The sequence below is a fragment of the Mycolicibacterium tusciae genome (assembly GCF_002086795.1).
Classification (GTDB): Bacteria; Actinomycetota; Actinomycetes; order Mycobacteriales; family Mycobacteriaceae; genus Mycobacterium; species Mycobacterium tusciae.
Genome location: NZ_MVIM01000006.1, coordinates 284,760 through 306,325, shown reverse-complemented (window position 1 = coordinate 306,325; position 21,566 = coordinate 284,760). Strand labels below are relative to the sequence as shown.

The window sequence follows — 21,566 nt, the reverse complement described above, 5'->3', positions numbered from 1 at the left end:
GAAATGAATGAGGTTCTGCAATACAGATGGGTAAGACGGCGTCTGGGTGGGGCGACTACCGCTGTTGCGGCGTCGTGCATCGTAGCGTCGGTAGCAGCCGGAGCTGCGGTTGCGCAGCCACCGCCGCCGGATCCGTGTTCTCCGGCCGCCGTGATGCGCGCGCACGCTGCAGCGATGACTCGAATGGCTGACTATCTCGACTCCCGCCCCGACGTTCAACAGGTGTTTGTCGATGCCAGAAGCAAGGCCACACCCCAGGAGCGGCACGGCGTGATTCAAGCGTTCACCGAGAATCACCCAGACGTGGCTGCTGCCTTTCAGAACATCCATCAACCGGTTAAGGATCTGAGTGCGAGATGCGGCTTGCCCATGGGCCCAGGGATGATGCCCGACGGCATGGGGCCCGGTGGTATGGCGCCCGGACAGATGGGTCCCGGCGGCATGGGGCCCGGGCAGATGGCGCCTGGAGCGATGCCTGGGCAGTGAGTCTTGGCGCTCGTCGCTTAATGACTACGCGGGAAATGACAGTGGTGCGACGTGGCGTCACAACCTCTGAGCGCAACTCGTCTTCGGTGGGTGGCTCTCTGCTCACCGGCGAGTATGGGCGAGCGCGGGCATACTTGAGCCGCTAGCGCGTCGCCGGCTGCGCCTGACGACCGGCGCTAGTTTTAGTGCGGTCAGCACCGCGGTCGCTCATGGCAGAAGCATCGCTTCCTCAGGGCCGGCGACCAGCAACGGCATGAATACGGCATTGCCCGATCGCGGCCGTAGAAGGCGTCGCTGTTGAACCCGGAGTGCTCGGCACCCGGCCTTTACCAAAGGGCCGACAATTCTACTAAGCGACTCAGTAGACGCTCCGCATACTACTAAGCTATTTAGTAGTATGCGGAGACGGACAGCGTGTGGACAGTTTGTCGGCCGACGCGGCGCCGGGCCGGTTAGCCAGGGCTGACCCGTCGGCATCTGGCGGCGAATCTCGATGCCAACCGGCCTCACCATAGGAGCACCATGGACACATCTTCCGATCAACCATTCACCGGCACGACCAGCGGGGCTGCCGCTAGCTCCGAGTACCGGGTGATAGCCAGCTACCGCGACTACGCGCAAGCTCAGCGCGCAGTCGACTTCATGTCCGATTCAGAATTCCCGGTGGAGAACCTCCGAATCCTCGGTCACGATGTGACCACCGTGGAAGCCGTCATCGGCCGCCTGACCAAGGGCCGCGCCGCGCTCACGGGCGCGTCGAGCGGAGCCTGGTGGGGCCTGTTGATTGGGCTGCTGTTGGGAATGTTCGCCGTTGGCACCGCCTGGTTCGGCGTTATGGTGGCTGGCTTGCTCATCGGCACCGTCTGGGGAGCGATCTTCGGGTTCGTCGAGCACTGGGCGACCGGTGGCCGGCGAGATTTCACGTCGATGTCGACGCTGGCCGCTGAGCGTTACGACGTGGTGTGCACGCCGGCGTTCGCCGAGCAGGCCGCTCAGCTGCTGGCCACCATGCGAGGCTGACGACGCTGGCGGCGCTCGGGCTCGCGCAGCCACCTTCGCGGTGTGGTGGGCCCTCGGCGCCAGCGTGCAAACCGCGATGCTGTTCGCCATTACCGTGGTGGTGATCACGTGCCTGACGCGTTCGGCTTGGCCACGCCAGTAATCATGGTCGGAACAGGACTTGGCGCCAAGCGCGGTGTCCTGTTCAAAAACGCTGCTGCACTGGAGACCTCAGCACGCATCGACACCGTCGTCACGGACAACACCGGCACCTTGACTAAGGGTGAACCCGAGGTCACCGACGCCGTCGTCGAAGGCATCGCCGAGGACGAACTCCCGGCGCTGGTGGCGGCGGTGGAGACGGAATCTGAACATTTTACTGGCAGCGGCGATCGCGCGCTATGCCACCGAGCAAGGCGCTACGTCACTGCCGCTCAACAATTTTCGAAGCGTGCCCGGACATGAAGCCACCGCTGACGTGGCCGGACACGTGGTCGCCGTCGGCAATCGCAAGCTCATGATCGAGCAAGGCGCCGAGATAATGGACCGACGTGACGAACTGGCATCCAGCGGCCGCACCGCCGTACTGGTCGCAGTGGACGGTCGCGGTGTCGGGGTAATCGCGCTAGCAGACGCGGCCCGACCAACATCAGCTGCGCGGTCGCCGCTCTCCACGACATCGGAGCACAGGTCGTCATGCTCAGCGGTGACAACGAGGCGACCGCCAGACGGATCGCTTCGCAACTGGGTATCGACACGGTCATCGCCGACGTGCTGCCTGAGGACAAAGCCGCCCAAATCGCCGAACTACAGCGAGACGGTCGAAAGGTCGCCATGGTCGGTGACGGAGTCAACGACGCACCTGCCCTGGCTCAAGCCGATCTCGGTGTGGCGATTGGTGCCGGCACCGATGTCGCCATCGAGACTGCCGACCTGGTGCTCATGCGCTCCGATCCGCTCGATGTACCCATCGCCCTTCGTATCGGCCGCGGGCACTCTGCGAAAGATGCGACAAAACCTTGGGTAGGCAGTCGGCTACAACCTCATCGCGATCCCTATTGCCGCGGGAGCGTTTCAGCCTGCATTCGGGCTCGTCTTGCGCCCAGAGATCGCCGCTTTGTCCAGCTTGATCGTCGCTGTCAACGCCCTCTTGGTAGCGGCTGAGCCTGCCCGCGCCAGCACCGGATCCCGCGCACGCACGCATGACGAGCGCGTTGGAACGGACTTCTGGCGAGGGTCCAAAGGCCCTCGAACCGATTGCATACGCCTCTGTCAGCGTCTCTGCGTCTCAACCATCGTAGTAAGGCGCTGCAGGAGCAGCCGACGTTCACGAGGAGGTATTGCCGTGATGATTTGGTACGGCGACGGCATGGGATGGTGGGGATACGCCGCCATGGGCATCGGAATGGTGCTGTTCTGGGCGTTGCTGGTCGGCGGGATCGTACTACTGATCAAACTCGCCGCCGGCGACGCGACCCAGCCAATCCGACCTCCACTCTCCGCCGAACAACTTCTTGCCGCACGATTCGCCGGCGGCGAGATCACCGAAGCGGAGTACCACGACCGCCTGCAGGTTCTGCGGGGCGCCCCTCGAACAACACCATAGTGATCATCAAAGACAGCGGCTTCGACGAAATCGACCGGGCCGTCCGACGACGCACCTTCGGCACGTTATCGACAATGGACCGACGGGGAGCACCTCACGCCACCGCCGTGATCTACGCCGTGTCACCGCCCGATCAGCCGTTGACGCTCTTCGTCACCACCAGAAGCACCACAGCCAAAGTGCACCACATCCGCAAGCATCCGGAAGTGGCGTTCGTCATCCCAGTGCCTCACCGGCTACCCGTGTTCCCACCGAGCGCCGTCCAATTTCAGGGTTTAGCAACGATATTGGAGGCTAACGACACCGCTGCAATCGGCGCCTTTCAAAAATCATGGTTCCATCGTCGGATCCTTGCTGCAGAACAGCGCATAGTCAGCCAGGGCGGTCAAATGTGTTTCATCGCGATCCAGCCGAACAAAACGATATTCAGTTACGGCATTGGGCTGTCAGCCCTCGACATACTGCGACAACCGCGCCAAGCGGCCGGACAGACACAGCTACCCGCAGGTCGATAGGCGGACAACGTTGCTTGTACCGCGACCGAGTCTTCCAATACTGGCGCGTCATCGAGATGCAAGTGCCAAAAGGGCTGCTAGTTGTCGTCGCGGATCGCGGCCAGGGCTTACACGTGTGCGCCGCCGGGCGTGCGCTCGTGGTCGTCACGGTGGAGACCTTGCCCTCGCTCGGGTCATCGATGCGTCGATTACTCCGTCGAGCCCTGGCGTGCAGCTTCGCACGCGAGTCGACGAACCTAAGTACCACCAGCGGCTAGGATGTCCTGCGGCGCGCAGCCGCTATGCACTCACGACCGCTGGCAGGACCGGCCTTCACCGAATCTTCAAGAAACCGCTAGCCGAGCCAGAGCGAAGACGTCGAGACTTGTGATGACCAACGACAGGTATGACGACGACCGGTGCGCTGGACAGGAAAAGGAGCTTTTAAAATGAAATCGATCCACACAGTGGTGGCGGGGGTGGCCGCCGTGGGTGCACTTTTCGCTGTCGGGGCCTGTAGCAACACCGCCACTGAACAATCGGGGCCTTCGACGCCCGCAGCCTCCACCTCGATGCCCGCCGGGGCTCAAGCACACAACAACGCCGATGCGATGTTCGCCCAGCACATGATTCCGCATCATCAGCAGGCCATCGAGATGAGCGACATAATCCTCGGCAAGCAAGGCATTGACCCGCGGGTCACCGACCTTGCCAAGCAAATCAAGGACGCTCAAATGCCCGAAATCGAACAACTCAAGGGCTGGCTTAGTGCCTGGGGGATGCCCACCACGATGCCCCGGATGGACATGCCTGGCTCCAGCAACATGCCTGGGATGCCAAGTCATTCGATGCCCAGCGCTAGCGGGACGCCCGGTGACGGCGGTGGAGCCCATCACGGTGACATGCCCGGTTCCAGCAGCATGCCCGACAACTCGATGATGCCTGGCGGGTCGATGTCGCCCGGCGCAAACAGCATGCCGGGTATGGGAATGATGTCGCAGGCCGATATGGACCGCCTGAAGAACGCGCAAGGCGTAGAAGCCAGCAAATTGTTTCTCACACAAATGATCGCCCATCACCAGGGCGCGATCGATATGGCGCAGAACGAGGTCGAGAACGGCCAGTACCAGGCGGCGGTGGAGATGGCCAAGTCGATCACTAGCAGCCAGCAGAAGGAGATCGACACGATGAAGTCGATTCTGTCCTCGCTGTAGACAGAGTCGGACTGCATGGCCGCTCAGAGAAGGACACGCGTGCTGCTTCTTGCAGCCGCTGCGATATGTGGTGCAACCCTGGTTGTGATCGCCATAAGCACGCGGGGTTTCGGACTCATCAACTCGACAGTCGCGAACGCGTCCGCGCGTGCGGCACAGGAGCGGTGCGAGCGTGATGTCGTCGCGAGGCTAGCGTCACCATCGACAGCGAGACTTTCCGACATCACCGTGACGAGCACGCAACTTGATCCGGAGGTGAAAGACTTGTTCTCGTCGTTGGAAGGGGGGCCCCTCTACGGCGTCGACCACTCTCGCATCACCGTTCGGAATGTGGAAGGCATTGTCGAGGCCCCGAGCGAGGTCGGCGGAACCCTGCACGACCCCTTCGTGTGCCGGGCGTATTTTATCGACGGCAATCTGGCCGACACTCTTGTCGTGTTCGACCATGACCACTGACACCGGTCTGGCTACCCTTCGCGTGCCGACGGCCGAACCCAGTTCGCGCATTAATGCCCTTTGCAACCGCCTGGTGACCGAACACGGCCGCTGCGCGAGTTGACAACCCCGCCAAATGGAGATCACGCAGTTCGCTGCGCGGACGGACGATTCTGACGCCGAGGGTCTCGAATCCGTTTCCCATCCTCTTGACACTTGCATACCCCCGAGGGGTATAGTACGCAAATACCCCCATGGGGTAAGTGAGAGGAGTCCTAGTCGTGGACACGACGGCGCCCGGTTACCTGCAGTCCAAAGACGGCTATTTGCAGCGGTTGCGCCGCATAGAGGGTCAGGTGCGCGGTGTGGCGAGGATGATCGAGGAAGACGCCTACTGCGTTGACATACTCACCCAGATCTCGGCTGCCACCAAGGCGCTGCAATCGGTGGCGTTGATGCTGCTCGACGAACATCTGAACCACTGCGTCAGCCACGCCGTCCAGGAAGGCGGCGATGCGGCCCAGCAGCGGCTCACCGACGCTTCCGCGGCCATCGCCCGTCTCGTGCGCTCATGAACAGACCCCACCTACTGAACGACCCCTATTACCGACGAAATGAGCCGATGAAACCGAATCTCACCTCCTCGGTGCCACTGGCCGAGCCCGCAACCGCCGGATGCGGTTGCTGCGGGCGGCAACAGACTGCTCTATCCATCCCAACCACACCCGTGCAGGAGAACGACATGAGTACCACCACCGCCAGCTACCCCGTCACCGGGATGACCTGCGGTCACTGCGTCGGCGCGGTCACCGACGAACTCACCGCATTGCCCGGCGTCACCGGTGTGAGCGTGGAGCTGGTGCCCGCAGGCACCTCGACAGTCACCATCACCAGCGACACCCCGCTCGACACCGATGAGGTGCACGCCGCGCTGCACGAGGCCGGCGACTACCACCTGGCCACTTCCTAACCAACACCGCACCGCGCTCCGCAAGCGGGTCGGCTGTAGGAGACAACAGCACGTGAGCACCACCGATCACGCGGCCGCGCTCGATGAGCCGCTCAGCGTCGAGTTGTCGATCGGCGGGATGACCTGCGCTTCGTGTGCCGCCCGGATCGAGAAGAAGCTGAACAAGCTCGACGGGATCAGCGCCAGCGTCAACTACGCCACCGAAAAGGCCAAAGTCACCTATCGCGGATCGATCGACACCGCACAACTGATCGCCGCTGTGGCGGCCGCCGGCTACACCGCCGCCGCACCGCCACCCTCGGTGGCCGCCGGCGGTGAAGACGTCGAAACCACGGCAGCAGAATCCGACGAGGCCGCCTCGTTGCGGACCCGACTGCTGATCTCGCTGGTGTTGACCGTGCCGGTCGTGGTCCTGTCGATGATTCCGCCGCTGCAGTTCACGAACTGGCAATGGCTCGCTCTGACCTTGGCCTCGCCCGTCGTGGTCTGGGGAGCGTTACCGTTTCATCAGGCGGCCTGGGTCAACGCCCGCCACGGCGGGGCCACCATGGACACGCTGATCTCACTGGGTGTCACTGCAGCCTATCTGTGGTCGCTGTGGGCACTGTTCCTGGGACATGCCGGCATGCCCGGCATGCGGATGACGTTCAGCCTGTTCCCGGCCACGGGCGGGGGCGCCGACCACATCTACCTTGAGGTCGCCTCCGCGCTCACCGTGTTCATCTTGGCCGGGCGTTATTTCGAGGCACGCGCGAAGACGCGTTCGGGTGCGGCGCTGCGGGCGCTGATGGACATGGGGGCCAAGGATGTCGCGGTGTTGCGAGGCGGCGCCGAGACCCGGATCCCCACTGCCCAGTTGGCCTTGGGGGATATCTTCGTCGTGCGTCCGGGGGAGAAGGTTGCGACCGACGGTGTTGTCACCGAGGGCGCTTCGGCGGTGGACGCCTCGATGCTCACCGGGGAATCGGTGCCAATCGAGGTGCGACCGGGAGATCGGGTCATCGGGGCGACCGTCAACGTCGGCGGACGATTGTTGGTGCGCGCCACCCGGATCGGCGCCGACACCCAGCTGGCGCGGATGGCGCGACTGGTCGCCGACGCCCAGAACGGAAAGGCCCCTGTGCAGCGCTTGGCTGACCGGGTCTCGGCGATCTTCGTCCCGATCGTCATAGCGTTGTCCCTGATCACCATGGGTGTGTGGCTGCTGGCCGGGCACACGGCGGCGGCGTTTACCGCCGCCGTCGCCGTCCTGATCATCGCCTGCCCGTGCGCCCTGGGGCTGGCCACCCCCACCGCGCTGCTGGTCGGCACCGGCCGAGGCGCCCAGCTCGGTATTTTGATCAAGGGACCGCAGGTCCTCGAGTCGACTCGCCGCGTCGACACCATCGTGCTGGACAAGACCGGCACCGTCACCACCGGCCGGATGAGCCTGATCGCCGTGTACCCGGGTGTCGGCGAGGACGCCGCGCAGGTGCTGACACTTGCCGGGGCCTTGGAGAACGCTTCGCAACACCCGATCGCCCAAGCGATCGTTGCGAGTGCCGCTGCCAACGGTGACGCGCTGCCGTCTGTCGACGGGTTCACCAACCACGACGGATTGGGTGTCAGTGGCGTCGTCGCTGGGCACGCCATGTTGGTCGGGCGCCGCGGCTGCCTTACGGAACAGTGGTCGCTGACCGCCCCCGACATCCTCGTCGACGCCGCGGAGCAAGCCGAAACACTGGGCCAGACCCCGGTCTGGGTGGGCTGGGACGGGGCGATCCGCGGAGTGATTGTCGTCGCCGACACAATAAAGTCCACCTCGGCTGCCGCGGTCGGCCAGTTCCGCCGGCTTGGTTTGCGCCCGGTTCTGTTGACCGGGGACAACCGGCGCGCCGCACACGCGGTGGCCGCGCGGGTCGGCATCGACCCGCGAGATGTGATCGCCGAGGTGCTACCAGCCGACAAGCTCGATGCGGTGAAAGACCTGCAAGCGCAGGGGCGCACTGTCGCCATGGTCGGCGACGGAGTCAACGACGCCGCCGCACTGGTGCAGGCCGATCTGGGCCTAGCCATGGGCACAGGCACCGACGTCGCCATCGAGGCCTCTGACCTGACATTGGTCGGCGGTGATCTTCGCGCCGGCGCAGATGCCATCCGGCTGTCCCGCTCGACGCTCAAGACGATCAAGGGGAATCTGTTCTGGGCGTTCGCCTACAACATCGCCGCCCTGCCGCTGGCCGCACTCGGGTTGCTCAACCCGCTCATCGCCGGCGCCGCAATGGCGTTCAGCTCCGTTTTCGTGGTCAGCAACAGTCTGCGCCTGCGCCGCTTCGCCAGCCACGCCTCCCATCAACCCTCATCCGCAGTGAACACCGAGGCAACAGCACCAGGGGCCCCGAACCAAGCTGTCATTTGAAGTAGCAGAAACGGTTCATGGATACCAGACATTGGTCCACAGTTTTGGGCTGACTAATCCCGTTGGTACACCGCATAACAGCGATATCGGAAAAGTGCGATGGGAGCTTGCTTGCGCACTTCACCGGCTTCGATGTCAGGCAACCGTGACATCGACGAGCTTGTTTACGGTACCGCGACATCAGTGTCGTGCTGCCCGCTGCACGTGCCGTGAAACGGTGATCACTCCGGATCCGCGCAGCGGCGAGGACACCTACGACCCTCATCGACGACGCCGTCGCCGCGCTGGCCGATCGCCGGGGAGTCTGGCTCGGCGATGACCTGGCCAGCATCGCGCTGATCGCCAGTCTCATCGAGCAAGCCGAAAGATGGTTGCCCCACCTGGTCCACGACGCCCGCGCCAACGGCCACGGCTGGACCGAGATCGTTCGAGCACTGGGCACCAACCCCGACGAGGCTCGCTTTCGATTTGACCCCCAATCCCCAATCGCCGACGGCAGATGGCCCTACGATCACTAACCGCGGCGCGACGCCCCTCAGGCCCGCCAGCACCCAAATGCGTTGAGCAGCAAGTTTCTTCGCAAAGCCGCATCGAAGCGGGCAACGCTACAGCCGCCGATCTTCGGGCCCGCGCGTGTGTTGAGTTGGTGCTGCGGCGAATCGCTGGGCGCATTCGGGCGAGCAGAACCACCATCGCCGTTGTTGTGGCGCAGTCGGCTCGGCGCCGCGCTGGCATCAACGCGCACGTGGCAGACGGGAGGGCGACGTTATCGGCGCGGTGCGGAACTTATCGATCACGAGTTCGCCGCCAACCGCACGAGCCGCATTTGATGGATAATAGAGATTATCCATGAGAGCCGGAAGATCCTTGTAAGCAACAGGATTCGACCAGAAGTACAAGTTTGAGAATGGCACACGAATCGAATTCATAACCCCTCGCTTAGCCCAGGGTCGCCGATAGCATTCCGACGGAGGCGGTCACGCTCGTCGTCTAGCTTGACCGGGGAGACATGGTAAACGGACTGCCTTGCCTTTCATTGGCGGCTTGCCGACCCACTGATATAGGCGAGGGGGACCGCCCAGATTGGTGGATATTAGCGGTTATTCATGCGGATGCACCGTGGCCAATGCGGCAGCTGGTTCAATCCCATTATCGCGCAACACGTTCTATGCAGGGCAAAAGTTGTATCGAGTACGAAATCGGTACTCGTGACCTCAATATGACTTGAGCAGTCTGGCAGCCAGCTAGCTACAGAAAGGTTCGCTAGCCGATGTCCAACGCCAAACCGCCCGCAGTCGACGGCCCCGCCGACGCGCCAGGACTCACCGAGTGGGTCGACCCACTCGACGAGGGCCACCCCGTGCGCTACTTCGGAGGGACGGAGCGTCGCGCCGCTGGCATCCGTATTCAGCTCGCGGGACGGCAGCAGTCCGACGGCACCCTTGCGACAGGCCGCAATCATCGACGAGGGTCGGCGCCAGCCGGTGCAGTCGAGCGAGCTGCGGGCGCTCGCATCGGCCGCACTCGCCGCCGCCGACGAACTCGACGGCTTGAGCCGCACGGATTGAGCCCGCGTAGGCGTTGACCAACGGCAGGGCGCCCCGGCCATCACCGTGCATGTGGTGACCGGGGGCGTTTTGTTGTCTATCACGTCTTCGTCCAGCGGCCTTCCACTCCGCTTGGTTGTCCGGTCCCGGCGGTAGAATATCGAACATGTGTTCCGGTACGAGAAACCGCGCGAAGCGCGCCCGCGACGAGTAGCGGACAGACCATGCCTACCGGAACAGACGCCGGGCTGCTCGAAAGCCCTCGGCCGCAGTCGGTATACAAGCATGCGATTCTTGAGCAATACGTCATCAGGTTCGCGACTATGACGGCGAGCACGCTCAAGCCGAAGCGTGCTGTGCTGTTTGATGGATTCGCTGGCCGCGGGCGCTTCGACACTGGTGAAGCAGGTTCCGCCGAGCACATGATGCTCGCCGCTCAGAAGGTCAAGGCAACCACCCAGATCGATCTTCTCTTGGTCGAGAAGAACCCTAAGGACTTCGGGTCCCTCGACGCAGTGGCCGACGAGTACCGCTCCCGAGATATTCACATCGACAGCTACCAGGGCGACTGCGGGGGTCACATCGGAGACGCACTCCAGTTAGCAAATGGTGCAAGTTTTTTCGTCTTCCTTGACCCCTGCGGTGCCGTGCTACCGATGGATTCCATCAAGGACATCCTCCGCACGCGGGGCTCCTGGCCGCGGACCGAGGTCTTGCTGAACTTCAACGCCGATCTGATCCGGCGAGCCGGTGGCCAATTCAAAAAGGGCCTGCTCGACCTCGGCGGAGTCGCGAAGGCTGACGCTGTGTGCGGAGGCGAGTGGTGGCGCGACGTGGCGTTGCAATCCCACCTGGCTTCTGGTGGGCAGGACTGGGAGTCGGCGGCCCACGATGTGGCCGTTGAATACGCCAGGCGCCTCACCAAAGGAACCGCATACGGACTTGTCGTCGCGCCGGTCCGTCGGCAAGTCCACCACCAGCCTGTCTACTTCCTGATATTCCTTACACAGGCGACCTACGGCTTTTGGGTCTTCGGCGCTGCCGGCGCTAAGGCCCGCGAGAAGTGGATCGAGTTCCTCGGCCCGGACCCCGACGAGCTAGAAGGCATGTTGTTCGACTCCGTGGCAGACCAACTCCAGCACGAGCACTCCCAAGCAATCGCTCACATCACCGACAACCTGCGTCGGCTGACCGCTGACGGCCAACCGAAAAAGGTGGTCGATCACGTGACGGACGTGTTCGGCGACCTATATGGAGAGGCCAAAGAGACCGCATATACCGCCGCGGTTCGCGCGCTAGTGAAGGCGGGCGAGATCGAACACGTAACCAAGACGGCCAAGCCACATCAGCACATCCTCCGAAGGGCAGTGACTTAGACCGTTGCGGCTAAGGGCATCTCGTCCCAGAGTTGACCGTCGAGTTCTCGGCCAAGCGCCTTCGGTGTGCGGCCGCCCCACTGCTTGAAGAAGAACGCGACATCTGCCTCCGCACAGGCGTTGCGAATGCCCCGTGCCCAATTGATGTCCATTGGGCGGTATTTGGGTCCTGATTCACCACCCGCGATCACCCAGTGGATGCCGTCGAGCGTGATGCCGTCGAGTGGGCCGATGAGCGGCTCGCAGGATAGGAACCGCACTGCGGCTGGAACTTCGCGTAGATGGTCTACGCGAGGCAGCGCGACGGCATTCTCGACGGAGACGCCCATCCAGAGATTGCTTGGCCAGTCCAGCTTTTCGGCCACTCTGCGCAGTCGCAAACTCCGTTTAGTTAAGACTTGATACGTGTGACGCGGCGTGTCGCGGCACACGTCGAAGACATCGCGGATGAAGCTGGTTGGCACGCGGGCGTGAAAGAGGTCCGACATCGAGTTCACGAACACCACGCGGGATTGGCGCCACCGATAAGGTTCGTCGAGGGCCTGCGGGTGGGTCGTCACACCGAAGCCGGGGCCAGATGTCCGAGGATCACCGTCATTCTGGTACTTGGCTGAACCCATGGCTTTTAGCCGTTTGGCGAGCGTCATCGCATAGCAATGGTCGCAGCCCGCGGATACGCGGTCGCAGCCGGTGACCGGATTCCACGTCGCCTCGGTCCATTCGATTGCAGATCGATCAGCCATCGTTCACACCCTAATCTCACAACATATCGAACACGTGTTCGATTATCCTAGTTTGCACACCATAACCGAGCCGAACGACACGCGGAAATTACCTGGTCGCAGATGAAGAAAACCAGGTCAGCGGGATCATTCCTCGCCGAGCGGGCGTAGGATCGGCGCGGGCGTCATTGTTGACGGATGGCAGTACCTGGATGGACGGGTCGAGCGCCACGTCTCGCTGTATGGCACCGGTTGCAAAGAACTCACCGCAGCCGATGCCCGCCAGCTCGCGAATGCGCTGCTTGAGGCCGCCGGCGCTATGGACGCACTGCGATGAGCACCTACACCGTTCCCGAGTCCTCCGCTGACCCCGAAGCCGGCGCGCTCGAGCTGATCGTGTGCGCACGCCGCCCGAAGTCATCGGCCGCGGTGAGCCGCCCCGCGAAGTTCTGCAGAAATTCACGATGGTTCTGTCCGCTGAGGACACCTTTGCGGGAATGTCATGGCACGACGCCAAGCACGCCGCGACCGCCATTATCTGTGATGCGATCAGCCGCGAGGATGCCGCTTCATTCCTGCTGCGCCGCGCCGATCGAGCGCTCAATGGCGCCGACAACATGAAGTGGTACGACCCGGCCGCGATGGCGCGGGCGATGACGATCGGCGCGAAGGTGCTTGGAGTCCGGACCGATTGAGTTGGCAACTGGTTCGGCCGTCTATTTCACCCGGCGCGGGCGGCCAGTGGGTGGATGTGCTCGAGCTCGTCGTTCTTGTCGATACGAACCATGTCGGCGTCATAGCGCGCCTGGAGGTTGATCCAGAACATGTCACTGAGCCCAAGTGCCCGCGACAGCCGCAGTCCTGTGTCCGCAGTGATGCCACGCCGGCCGCTAATAATCTGACTCAGGCGCGTCTGCGGAACGCCGATCTCCTTGGCCAGACGGTAGGGGGTAATCCCTAACGGCTCCAGGAACTCCTCGGCAAGAATCTCGCCGGGGTGGGTAGGTGCGAAATCAGCCATTGTCTGCTCCTTTGTCAGTGGTAGTCGGTCAGTTCAACGTCGTCGGCGCCGCCATTGCTCCATGCGAAGCAGATTCGGTACTGGTCATTGACGCGGATACTGTGTTGCCCTTCACGGCCGCCTTTGGCAGTGAGCTTTTCCAAGCGGTTGCCTGGTGGCACCCTCAGATCGTTGATGTTCTCCGCGGCGTCGAGGAGTTGCAGCTTCCGGCGAGCCGCTTTCGCCAGTTCCTGGCTGATCCCCCTCGGGCAGCGCAGCTCCCAGATTTTCTGGGTGTCGCCGTCGCTGAACGACCGGATCACGTGCTAATACTAACGGTTCGCGTTAGTAACGTCAAACGTTAGTACACCACCCGCGCCAGCGCGGGTGGATTACGCGGGTGGGCTGGCCGACGTTGTTGCGTTTGTGTTTGGTCCAATCGAATTGGGCGACGAGTGCACGATCGTCTGACAGGCACGAACTGAGGTAACGACGTAAACCCGGCGATATCAGAAGGCGAGCGTCAGCGCCTCCCGACGGGGCGACAGGATCGCTGGACTCACTCGCTTCGCCATAGCCTCTGAACGCTAACTGGTCGGACGGCGTCCTCCGCATACCTGTGCGGCGAGCCTTCTCGAGCCCGCATCGCTTACCCAAGCCCTCATCGCGCAGCCCCGGCGCGAACGTTGTTCGGCGTGTCCTAGCGGTGTCCTAAGACGCTCGATCACCGGCAAATACGCACGGGACGCATGAGTACGCACACCAGCAGTTGAGCTGCACAGATCGGGACGTCGTGGACGTAGCGATACAGGACAGCACATCACAGTCCACACTGGCAGTGTGGGGGTCAGGGGTTCGAATCCCCTTAGCTCCACTCCTTGATGAGTCGCGTCATTGCGGCTCGGACTCCGGAAATCCCAGACTCCAACCGCGGTAGGTGTAGTTGTCGTCCCCCACACTGGGACTGGGCAGGATTTGGATGTTGCTCCCGTCGCCGTATCCCGGTGAGAGCCCCTGGACGCCGCCGGATATATAGGTCCCGTCCCCGCGGGCGATGTCGATATGGGCACCGACGAATCCTCTGCTGAAGACGAGTGCCCCACGGGGCGGGTCCCTGTCGGTGTGGATCTCCCCTTGTTCGAGGAGGGTTTGGTACATGGTCTCGGCAGCGCCGTCCCAACCGTATTGCTCCTGGGGCACGCCGAATGCGTAGGCCACCAGCGCTTCACATCCGTAGATGCCGAATTGGTCTGTCCCGAGGATGCTTTCGGCCTTGGCGATAGCGGCATCGGCTCCAGGGATTGTGGGTCGTGGCTCAGCTGAAGCACTCGGTGCGAATAGAAGTGCCGCGGCTAGGCAAGCGGCTACGAGAGACAGACATTTTCGGACGTTCAACTCGTGCTCCGGTTCTTGGCCTGCGCGGTGCGCTATGTGCGGCAGTGCTTGGGTCGTCGCTGACCGTCAAGCCATGCCCCTTCCTGCGCCGAATAAACGCGATCAGCAAAGTTGATCACATTCGTGGGGGACCGACCGATCAATTGTGGCGATGCGCATCGCGCGCATATGCAGTCGAGCCACGAGCACTGCTTCGAATTTCCGTTACTGCGCATGTCCACACGGTGCGAGACTGACTGGGTGGAGCATGTACCCCTGGTAGGCATTATCGGAGATCTTCCTGCGCGGGACTTCGTGGTCTCGCCTGGCTTTGCCGGCCTAGCGGCAGTGTTGGCAGCGGCCATCGCGGCGTGCGCGGTGCTCTATGCGTCGAGACGGGCCCGTCAGCGGTTTGAGCAGCAGCGAGATCGAGACGAAAGCCGTCAGCAACAGGCTCGTCACGACGCGGAGAACGCTCTGGCGTGGGAGCGCTGGCAGTGGGTGGTCGACACCGCCGGTATCGAGCCCGCCGCGAGCGAGGGGGCGACTCTGGGGCTTGGGCCCGCGGTGACCCTGGAGTTGTTGAGTGGGTTGCTTCGTGATGCCGAGCGACTCGGCGATGAGACGCTCGCCAAGGCTGTGGCGGTGTACCAGGAGCAGCTCTTGTTGGTTCTGGCACAACAGGCCGGTCCGGTTTCCGACATCGCGGGGGCAACGACCACGCGCCCGTCCGATGAGACTCGCGACAACAAGCCTGCATCGGCGCACCGGAAACCAAGCATGCCGACACCGACCGTCGCCGCTGAAAAGTCTTCCACCGAAACGCCTTCCGCCACGGTGGCGGAGACCAGCGGAGGGCGGCGTCGCCGATGACGACGACTCGCCAACACATCGAGGACCTCGACGTCGACAGATGGGCTGCGTTGACACGACGCGCGGCGGCGGAGTCGGTCGCCGCCGCGCAGCGGTTGGGGTTACAACCGCGGGCTGAAGCCGTCGCGTTGGCGGGGATGAGCGAGCGCGAACTCGCCCACCATCGCGAACGCAATGGGCCCCGGGTGCCACGCCGATCGCTGGCGATGCAACTCGTCGAGGCCGACCATCTGCGCCGGGTGGCCGAGGAGCAGGCGCGCGCGGCGCATCAGGGCAGGCTCGACGCTGAGGCGGCGGCCTCGCTCGCGCGGGCCGAAGCCGAGGAGTCAGCACGCGTTGCCACGGCGGCGGGTGAGCGAGTCCGCGCGGTGGAGGCCGAGGCCGAGCGCAAGGACGCCGAAAGAAGGGCCGAACGGGCAGCCGATCAACAGGCGGTGCAGCAGGCGCAGGCCGAGATCGAGCGGGTGCGAGCTGGTGCCGCAGCTGAGGTCGCGGCAGCAGAAGAGGGGGTTCGGGCGGCCGAGGCGCGTGCCCGTGAGCGGAGCGCCGAACGGACGACCGAGCGCGCAGCCGGCGAGCAGGCGATGCAGCAACTGCAGGCCGAGATCGAACGGGTTCGCGCCGATGCGGCGGCTGAGGTGGCGGCGGCCCAAGAGACGGTTCGCGCCGCGGAGGCGCGTGCCGTCGAACGGAGCACCGAGCGGACAACCGAGCGGGCGACGGGCGAGGAAGCCCTGCAGCGGGTGCGCCGCGAGTTGGAAAAGGTGCGCTCTGACGCTGCCGCTGAGGTGGCGGCGGCGCGTGGGCAGGCGAGTGGCGACGTGGCCGCCGCGCGGGAGGCCGCCGAGGCCGAGATCGCCGCCGCGCGTGAAGCCGCCGACGCGGAAGTCGCTCGCTGGGAGGCCCACGCCCTGAATATGGAGCGATGGGCGCGGGGCGAAGTGTCGACCCAACTGTTGACGATTCCCGTTCCGCCGCCGGAGCTTCGTGCCCAGATCTGGTCTGTCGAAACCACGATCGACATGCTCTACCAGATCTGTCATGTGCTGGAGGTGGTACTGGTTGAGGACGTCGAGTCGCCGTTCGTGCCCGATCTCGACTTCACGCGCAACCTGACGGCGAAGGTGCAAGAGCAGGCAAAGGATCTAACCCAAGAATTGGCCACGCTAGCCACGCGGTACTCCGATCAATCTCAGGCGCAGGCCGCCGCCGGCTACGCCGAGGCCGCCGGTGACGCCTATCGCGCGCTTCTCCAGCGCATAGACGCTGGTGTTCAGCGGCTGGGACGGCGCTTCCACAGCCCAGATGCTGAGATCCTCGCGACGATCACGGCCATGCTCGCTGACCTTCGAGCGCAAGGTCTGCACTAGAGCGACGTTTGCCGGACGCGCGGCGCGGAATCGTTGTCGGCGCGACGTCGGGGTAAGTTGCGACGTGTGAGCGAAGACAGAGCTCGGGTGCAGATTCTCGCCGTCGCAATTGCCGGGATGTTCGGAGCGAAACCAGTTTTCGTCGACCCGGTCAACGAGACGGTGAGCTGACGGTATGGGTGTGCTGGACGGCCGTGTCGCTCTGATCACCGGCGGCGCGCGTGGGCAGGGGCGCGCGCACGCGTTGGCATTGGCCGCCGAAGGGGCGACCGTCGTAGTCGCCGATGCGCCCCGGCCGATGAACTTGACCTATCCACTAGGCACCGGAGACGACCTCCGTGACACGGCCAATCTGGTCGGGGAGCTCGGCTCCGCCTGTCTTCCGATCGTGATGGACGTGCGGGATCCCGCCGCAGTGAGCGCCGCCGTCGAAGAAACCGTGAGCAGCTTCGGAAGTCTCGACATCGTGGTGGCGAACGCCGGCGTCGTGAGCACCGGACCGCTGCAAGACGTGACCGACGAGATCTGGCACCAACTCGTGGACACCAACCTGACGGGCGTGTTCCACACGCTGCGGGCCGCCATTCCGGTGATGCGACGGCAGCGGTTCGGCCGGATCGTCGTCACCTCATCGATGGGTGGCCGAATGGGCATCCCGGAACTGGCGCCGTACAACGCCACCAAATGGGGAGTCATCGGGCTCGCGAAGTCATTGGCGTTGGAAGTCGCCAAGGAGGGCATCACCGTCAATGTCATCTGCCCCACCACGGTGCACACGCCGATGGTGCAGCCAGTCGGCGCGGACGATGTTCCCGACGAATTGGTCCAACGGATGATGAGGGCGAATCCGATACCGCAGCCCTGGATTGAACCGGAGGACGTGAGTCACGGATTGCTCTATCTGGTCACAGATCCGGGCGTCGTCACCGGCAGCGTGCTCGAAATCGGCCTCGGCGGCAGCGCTCGAATTCACTGACGTGCGTTGTCCGTTATCCAATGGGCAGGCGCGTGCAGCACGTCGATGACGAGATCGCGACGGGGCAGACGGCACTGGACGTGAGATTCTGGGGCCAGAGGACGGCAATACCGCACGGCGCGGACTGCATTGGCGACGGGGCGGCGACCGATGCAGGTGTGAGCGCCGCGATCAGCATCGCCAATCCGAGTGCGATGCTGAGGCAAATCGATACCAGCAGCAACACGATCACGCGCATCCCCGTCGCTGTCGGCGGCATGCCGCGGTCGTTGTTGACTTCCATGGGTGAACCTCCGGTTGGGGGGCCAGGGCATCATCGCCGACGGCCTTCACCAGTTAAGACACCACCGGCAGCGCGTTCGTGACCGTGATTCAGGACACGCTTCCGGCGTGGTCTCGATTGCAGCGCGCGAGTTCACTGACGACGTTGGGTCAGTTCCTCGGCCCACGCGACATGTCCGTCGAAGCCAAGCGATTCCGCCATCGCGCCATACCTGCCTACCAACTCGCGGTAGGCAGGTTCGTCGCCGTCTGAGCGGGCCATCAGCGCGCGTAACCGCAGCAGTATGAGGTCCAGCATCACCGAACCGCCATCGGCCGCCAGGTTCGACACCCAGTCGACCAACTCGAGCGCTTCGGCCCGGTCGCCGTCGTCGCCACGCTCCAGCAGGGTCTCCACGAGAACACCGGTGCCCCATACGCGATAGAACAGGTAGCCCTCGCGCATGTCGTCGACGGCTTGGCGCATCTCCTGTATCGCGGTGTCATGGTCGCCGTGCGTGGCTGTTTCACGCGCGGCCCAGATATCGGTGACCGGAAGGAGGAATTTGACATGCTTGCGCGACCATAATTCACGGGCCCGCATCATCCACTCCAGTCCGCGGCGACGGTCGGCCGCGTCGTCCCGGTTCAACAGCCCCACAGCCAACGCGTACGCGGCCAACCCCAACGCGCGATAGTTGCTGGCCCCGAGGGCCCGCTGTACCGCGTCCTCACCGGCGCGCACCACGGGATCGTCGGCCCGCAGCACCCCGTACTGCACCGCGAAACCGTAAGTCCAGGCGATCGCCTCGGAGTGGGTTTCCGGGTTGCTGCGTTGTGCCATCGCGACGGCGTCGTGCAGGTCGTCGCGCCATCCGGGAAGGCCGCGCCACCACCGGGCAGCGCCGCGCCACGCCAACCCGATCGCCAGCGGCGATCCCAGGCCGTAGCCGGCACCCTTGACTGGATCGCCGGCCGCCAGGTCCACGATGGTCTGCGACCACCGCGCGATCTCGCCGAATTGCAAGACACCGAGCCAGTTGCAGAAGGCGATGGGCGCCAATCCCATCGCGGGGGTGGGGTCGTCCAACGGCTCGAGCATCGCCATCTGCTCAGATGACAGTTGCGCCGCCTCTCGCAGGCGTCCGGCGTAGAGCAGCTCGGTGGCCAGACCCGTCATCGCGATGGCGAGCGAGATCTTGTCCCCTGCGGCGGCGCACAAATCCTGCAGCTCCGCAAAGCGGCTCCGACTGTCCTGGACTTCCCGGGCTTGCCAGTCGGTCGCGCAGAGCATCGTGCGCGGCGCGATACGCATCGACAGCAGCTCGCTGTCGTCGGGCAGCGCATCGGCTATGCGGCACGCTCGCTCCCAACTCAGCCGTGCGGCGACCAGATCGCGATTGGTCGACCAGGCACCGGCACGCATCTGCCAGTCATAGGACGCCGCCAGGTCGCCTGCGGATTCCAGATGTTCTGCGATCAGCGCTGCGTTCTCCTCCAACGACTCCGGCGCACGCTCGCCAATCGCGGCGGCCAGGCGCCGATGCCACTGAGCGCGATCGGAATTCAGCTGTGATTCATAGGCCACCGCGCGGATGAGGGGATGCCGGTACGTGTACTCGACGCTCGGGTTCAGCCGCGCCTGATCGATCAGCTCGGCACCGAGTAGTTCGTCGAACACCGCGTCGATCCCAAGCGCGGCAAGCAGTTCCGCTTCGAAGCGGACTCCGATCACGGCCGCTGCGTGTAACGTCCGCCTGGCCGGGATGCTCAGCCGGTCGATGCGCGCGGCGATCGCCGCCTGCACGGTGTCCGGAACCGTTACCTCGGCGACATCCGCCCGACAGACATAGTCACCCGCTTCACCGGTCAGCGTCCCCCGCTGCACCAGCTCCCGCACCATCTCCTCGGCGAAGAACGGATTGCCCGCCGCGCGTTCCGCGATGACCGCCGTCAGCCCGCCGACCGAAGGGTCTGTCCCCAGCAGCTCGTTCAAGAGTGTGGTGATATCCGAATTTCCCAGTGGGGCAAGCGTGATTGTTTGCGCGCCCAATATGCTCAGCAGCGCGCCCTGGTAGTCGGGGCGTGCGGTGATCAGCACCACCGATGCCGTGCGCGGGATCACGGCCAGAAAGTCGACCAACATGGCCTCACTGACCGCATCAATCCAGTGCACATCTTCGATGATGAACAGCGTCGGTTTGCCGCGAGCGAGCGCGCGATCATTGATCAGCGCAGTCAACCGGCGTCGCCGCACATCCGGTTCTGTCTGGGGGACAGTTACATTCGGGTCGGCGATGCCTAGCAGGTCATCGAGCAGGAGAAGATCGTGCGGGTCAGCATCGGGACTCTGCTGTCGAACTCTGGCGCGGGCGGCTCGGTCGTCGAGGTCGGCCACGCCGCTGCTCGCCCGTAGCAGCCTGGTGACGGCGTGGAACGGGACGTCGCGAGCGTGTGACTCGCAGAACCCCCACACCACCTCCGCGCCGCGAGCGGTCGCCAACACCCCCGCCTCTCGGGCCAGCCGGCTCTTGCCGATACCCGGTGGTCCAACCACATTCACCACGCCGCCCTGCCGGCCACCCGCACGCTCGAGCATCGCGTCGAGCGCAGCCATTTCCGGGTGCCGCCCGACCAGGCCCGCCTCGGTGCGGCCGACGATGCCATCTCGCGTGCCTATCGAAAGCAGACGGCGGCCGCGCACCGGGGCATCGGAGCCTTTGATGTCCAGCCATTCCGGGTCGGCCAGCATCACGGCGTGTTCCACCAAACGCGCGGTCGCCTCTGAAAGCATCACCGCGCCAGCAGGCGCCGCCGACTCCATCCTGTGCGCGAACCCCACGGTCTCACCTGTCGCGGCGTATCGCGATGTCCCCGAACCGATCTCACCCGCAATCACCCGGCCCGAGTTCAGCCCCACGCGTACCTGCAATGTCACGCCGTCGCGGCGCTGCACCTCTGCGGCAAGTCCGTTGGCTTCTTCCTGGATCGCCAGGGCCGCAAGACACGCGCGAAAGGCGTGGTCTTCCAACGCAACCGGAGCGCCGAAGAGGACCATCAAGCCGTCGCCGGCGTGCTCCACGGTCCCGCCGCCGTACCGGCGTGCCACGTCCGCCGAACGTTCCATCAGTGCGGTCATGACCTCACGCAAACGCTCTATGTCCAACGCGGCCGCGATATCCATCGAACGCACCACATCAGCGAAGAGCACGGTGACCTGCTTGTACTCGGCGGACGCGGCAACGGGCAGTAGTCGCGTTCCGCACTCGGTGCAGAACTTGCCCATGGAATGCGCGCCACAGGAACCGCAGATGACCTTCGTGGCGGTTGGTCCACCGCTGCCATCCGGGCTGGCGTCCACATCAGTAATCGTGTCACCGCTGGTCAGCGATGTCTGCCAATACGTCTAAACCCAAGGGAGAGCGCACTGATGGGACTAGCGTGAGTTGGACCGGAGGTCGTCTC

At 64.1% G+C, this 21,566-nt stretch carries 21 protein-coding genes, 1 tRNA gene and 1 pseudogene; 17 read left to right on the top strand and 6 right to left on the bottom strand.

Going from position 1 to position 21,566, the window contains the following annotated elements:
* Positions 1-3 precede the first annotated feature (3 nt).
* From BST47_RS31450 to tcmP, 12 genes and pseudogenes are all read left to right on the top strand, one after another.
* Positions 4-486 (top strand): hemophore-related protein, encoded by a 483-nt coding sequence (locus tag BST47_RS31450; RefSeq protein WP_067395762.1) that lies wholly within the window; start codon positions 4-6, stop codon positions 484-486.
* Positions 487-1,008: 522 nt separating this feature from the next.
* Entirely contained in the window at positions 1,009-1,506 is a 498-nt protein-coding gene (locus BST47_RS14100) for a YflT domain-containing protein (protein ID WP_067394814.1), read from the top strand.
* A 31-nt stretch (positions 1,507-1,537) separates the two neighbouring features.
* A pseudogene (locus BST47_RS31515) lies at positions 1,538-2,786 on the top strand (heavy metal translocating P-type ATPase); the annotation flags it as partial.
* A gap of 44 nt (positions 2,787-2,830) precedes the next feature.
* Positions 2,831-3,091, top strand: a complete 261-nt coding sequence (locus BST47_RS14090; protein ID WP_083126121.1) for an SHOCT domain-containing protein — start codon at positions 2,831-2,833, stop codon at positions 3,089-3,091.
* A complete protein-coding gene (locus BST47_RS14085) occupies positions 3,091-3,606 on the top strand; it encodes a pyridoxamine 5'-phosphate oxidase family protein (RefSeq protein WP_234787776.1) in 516 nt (171 codons plus the stop codon). Before BST47_RS14090 ends, BST47_RS14085 begins: the two co-directional genes overlap by 1 nt.
* Before the next feature lie 428 nt (positions 3,607-4,034).
* The gene (locus BST47_RS14080) at positions 4,035-4,799 is read left to right on the top strand and encodes a DUF305 domain-containing protein (RefSeq protein WP_067394812.1); all 765 of its coding nucleotides are present in this window, start codon (positions 4,035-4,037) and stop codon (positions 4,797-4,799) included.
* A gap of 15 nt (positions 4,800-4,814) precedes the next feature.
* The gene (locus tag BST47_RS14075; protein ID WP_067394810.1) at positions 4,815-5,255 is read left to right on the top strand and encodes a hypothetical protein; all 441 of its coding nucleotides are present in this window, start codon (positions 4,815-4,817) and stop codon (positions 5,253-5,255) included.
* Positions 5,256-5,515: 260 nt separating this feature from the next.
* Entirely contained in the window at positions 5,516-5,809 is a 294-nt protein-coding gene (locus BST47_RS14070; RefSeq protein ID WP_067394808.1) for a metal-sensitive transcriptional regulator, read from the top strand.
* Positions 5,810-5,976: 167 nt separating this feature from the next.
* Positions 5,977-6,204, top strand: a complete 228-nt coding sequence (locus tag BST47_RS14065; protein ID WP_083126190.1) for a heavy-metal-associated domain-containing protein — start codon at positions 5,977-5,979, stop codon at positions 6,202-6,204.
* 118 nt (positions 6,205-6,322) lie between these two features.
* Positions 6,323-8,602: a heavy metal translocating P-type ATPase gene (locus BST47_RS14060; RefSeq protein WP_107528968.1), complete on the top strand. Its 2,280-nt coding sequence runs from the start codon at positions 6,323-6,325 to the stop codon at positions 8,600-8,602.
* 1,442 nt (positions 8,603-10,044) lie between these two features.
* Positions 10,045-10,170, top strand: a complete 126-nt coding sequence (locus BST47_RS31445; RefSeq protein WP_272937638.1) for a hypothetical protein — start codon at positions 10,045-10,047, stop codon at positions 10,168-10,170.
* Between the two features lie 203 nt (positions 10,171-10,373).
* Positions 10,374-11,525 (top strand): three-Cys-motif partner protein TcmP, encoded by a 1,152-nt coding sequence (gene tcmP, locus BST47_RS14050; RefSeq protein ID WP_083126119.1) that lies wholly within the window; start codon positions 10,374-10,376, stop codon positions 11,523-11,525.
* Here the strand turns inward: tcmP and BST47_RS14045 are convergent.
* Positions 11,522-12,268 carry a DUF5131 family protein gene (locus BST47_RS14045; RefSeq protein ID WP_083126118.1) on the bottom strand — a complete coding sequence of 249 codons (747 nt, stop codon included), beginning with the start codon at positions 12,266-12,268 and terminating at the stop codon, positions 11,522-11,524. The two genes, tcmP and BST47_RS14045, sit on opposite strands and share 4 nt — an antisense overlap.
* Positions 12,269-12,645: 377 nt before the next feature.
* Here BST47_RS14045 and BST47_RS14040 point away from each other — a divergent pair, with 377 nt between their 5' ends.
* Positions 12,646-12,942: a hypothetical protein gene (locus BST47_RS14040; protein WP_083126117.1), complete on the top strand. Its 297-nt coding sequence runs from the start codon at positions 12,646-12,648 to the stop codon at positions 12,940-12,942.
* Between the two features lie 26 nt (positions 12,943-12,968).
* Here BST47_RS14040 and BST47_RS14035 read toward each other — a convergent pair whose 3' ends face one another.
* Positions 12,969-13,268, bottom strand: coding sequence for a HigA family addiction module antitoxin (locus BST47_RS14035; protein ID WP_083126116.1), 300 nt, complete (start codon positions 13,266-13,268; stop codon positions 12,969-12,971).
* A 14-nt stretch (positions 13,269-13,282) separates the two neighbouring features.
* Positions 13,283-13,570, bottom strand: a complete 288-nt coding sequence (locus BST47_RS14030; protein ID WP_083126115.1) for a type II toxin-antitoxin system RelE/ParE family toxin — start codon at positions 13,568-13,570, stop codon at positions 13,283-13,285.
* Between the two features lie 476 nt (positions 13,571-14,046).
* Between BST47_RS14030 and BST47_RS30680 the strand changes: the two genes are divergently transcribed.
* Positions 14,047-14,121, top strand: a tRNA-Ala gene (locus BST47_RS30680).
* 17 nt (positions 14,122-14,138) lie between these two features.
* Here BST47_RS30680 and BST47_RS31110 read toward each other — a convergent pair.
* On the bottom strand, positions 14,139-14,465 hold the full coding sequence (locus BST47_RS31110) for a hypothetical protein (protein ID WP_234809698.1): 327 nt from the start codon (positions 14,463-14,465) through the stop codon (positions 14,139-14,141).
* Between the two features lie 288 nt (positions 14,466-14,753).
* Here BST47_RS31110 and BST47_RS14020 point away from each other — a divergent pair, with 288 nt between their 5' ends.
* The 3 genes from BST47_RS14020 (at position 14,754) to BST47_RS14010 (ending at position 17,840) form a co-directional block, all read left to right on the top strand.
* The gene (locus BST47_RS14020) at positions 14,754-15,494 is read left to right on the top strand and encodes a hypothetical protein (protein ID WP_234809697.1); all 741 of its coding nucleotides are present in this window, start codon (positions 14,754-14,756) and stop codon (positions 15,492-15,494) included.
* Positions 15,491-16,864 carry a hypothetical protein gene (locus tag BST47_RS14015; protein WP_083126113.1) on the top strand — a complete coding sequence of 458 codons (1,374 nt, stop codon included), beginning with the start codon at positions 15,491-15,493 and terminating at the stop codon, positions 16,862-16,864. Before BST47_RS14020 ends, BST47_RS14015 begins: the two co-directional genes overlap by 4 nt.
* A gap of 175 nt (positions 16,865-17,039) precedes the next feature.
* Positions 17,040-17,840, top strand: a complete 801-nt coding sequence (locus BST47_RS14010) for a mycofactocin-coupled SDR family oxidoreductase (RefSeq protein ID WP_083126112.1) — start codon at positions 17,040-17,042, stop codon at positions 17,838-17,840.
* A 13-nt stretch (positions 17,841-17,853) separates the two neighbouring features.
* Here the strand turns inward: BST47_RS14010 and BST47_RS14005 are convergent, their stop codons facing one another.
* Together BST47_RS14005 and BST47_RS14000 are read right to left on the bottom strand one after the other, a co-directional pair.
* The gene (locus BST47_RS14005; RefSeq protein WP_083126111.1) at positions 17,854-18,123 is read right to left on the bottom strand and encodes a hypothetical protein; all 270 of its coding nucleotides are present in this window, start codon (positions 18,121-18,123) and stop codon (positions 17,854-17,856) included.
* A gap of 132 nt (positions 18,124-18,255) precedes the next feature.
* Complete coding sequence (locus BST47_RS14000) at positions 18,256-21,387, bottom strand: ATP-binding protein (RefSeq protein WP_083126188.1); 3,132 nt, start codon at positions 21,385-21,387, stop codon at positions 18,256-18,258.
* Between the last annotated feature and the right edge of the window lie 179 nt (positions 21,388-21,566).

Bases quoted from the DNA above. Each gene is read 5' to 3' on its own strand.
- BST47_RS31450 (WP_067395762.1), top strand. From the start codon at position 4: ATGAATGAGGTTCTGCAATACAGATGGGTAAGACGGCGTCTGGGTGGG.
- BST47_RS14100 (WP_067394814.1), top strand. From the start codon at position 1,009: ATGGACACATCTTCCGATCAACCATTCACCGGCACGACCAGCGGGGCT.
- BST47_RS14080 (WP_067394812.1), top strand. From the start codon at position 4,035: ATGAAATCGATCCACACAGTGGTGGCGGGGGTGGCCGCCGTGGGTGCA.
- BST47_RS14075 (WP_067394810.1), top strand. From the start codon at position 4,815: ATGGCCGCTCAGAGAAGGACACGCGTGCTGCTTCTTGCAGCCGCTGCG.
- BST47_RS14065 (WP_083126190.1), top strand. From the start codon at position 5,977: ATGAGTACCACCACCGCCAGCTACCCCGTCACCGGGATGACCTGCGGT.
- BST47_RS14060 (WP_107528968.1), top strand. From the start codon at position 6,323: ATGACCTGCGCTTCGTGTGCCGCCCGGATCGAGAAGAAGCTGAACAAG.
- tcmP (WP_083126119.1), top strand. From the start codon at position 10,374: ATGCCTACCGGAACAGACGCCGGGCTGCTCGAAAGCCCTCGGCCGCAG.
- BST47_RS14045 (WP_083126118.1), bottom strand. From the start codon at position 12,268: ATGGCTGATCGATCTGCAATCGAATGGACCGAGGCGACGTGGAATCCG.
- BST47_RS14035 (WP_083126116.1), bottom strand. From the start codon at position 13,268: ATGGCTGATTTCGCACCTACCCACCCCGGCGAGATTCTTGCCGAGGAG.
- BST47_RS14015 (WP_083126113.1), top strand. From the start codon at position 15,491: ATGACGACGACTCGCCAACACATCGAGGACCTCGACGTCGACAGATGG.
- BST47_RS14010 (WP_083126112.1), top strand. From the start codon at position 17,040: ATGGGTGTGCTGGACGGCCGTGTCGCTCTGATCACCGGCGGCGCGCGT.
- BST47_RS14005 (WP_083126111.1), bottom strand. From the start codon at position 18,123: ATGGAAGTCAACAACGACCGCGGCATGCCGCCGACAGCGACGGGGATG.
- BST47_RS14000 (WP_083126188.1), bottom strand. From the start codon at position 21,387: ATGGGCAAGTTCTGCACCGAGTGCGGAACGCGACTACTGCCCGTTGCC.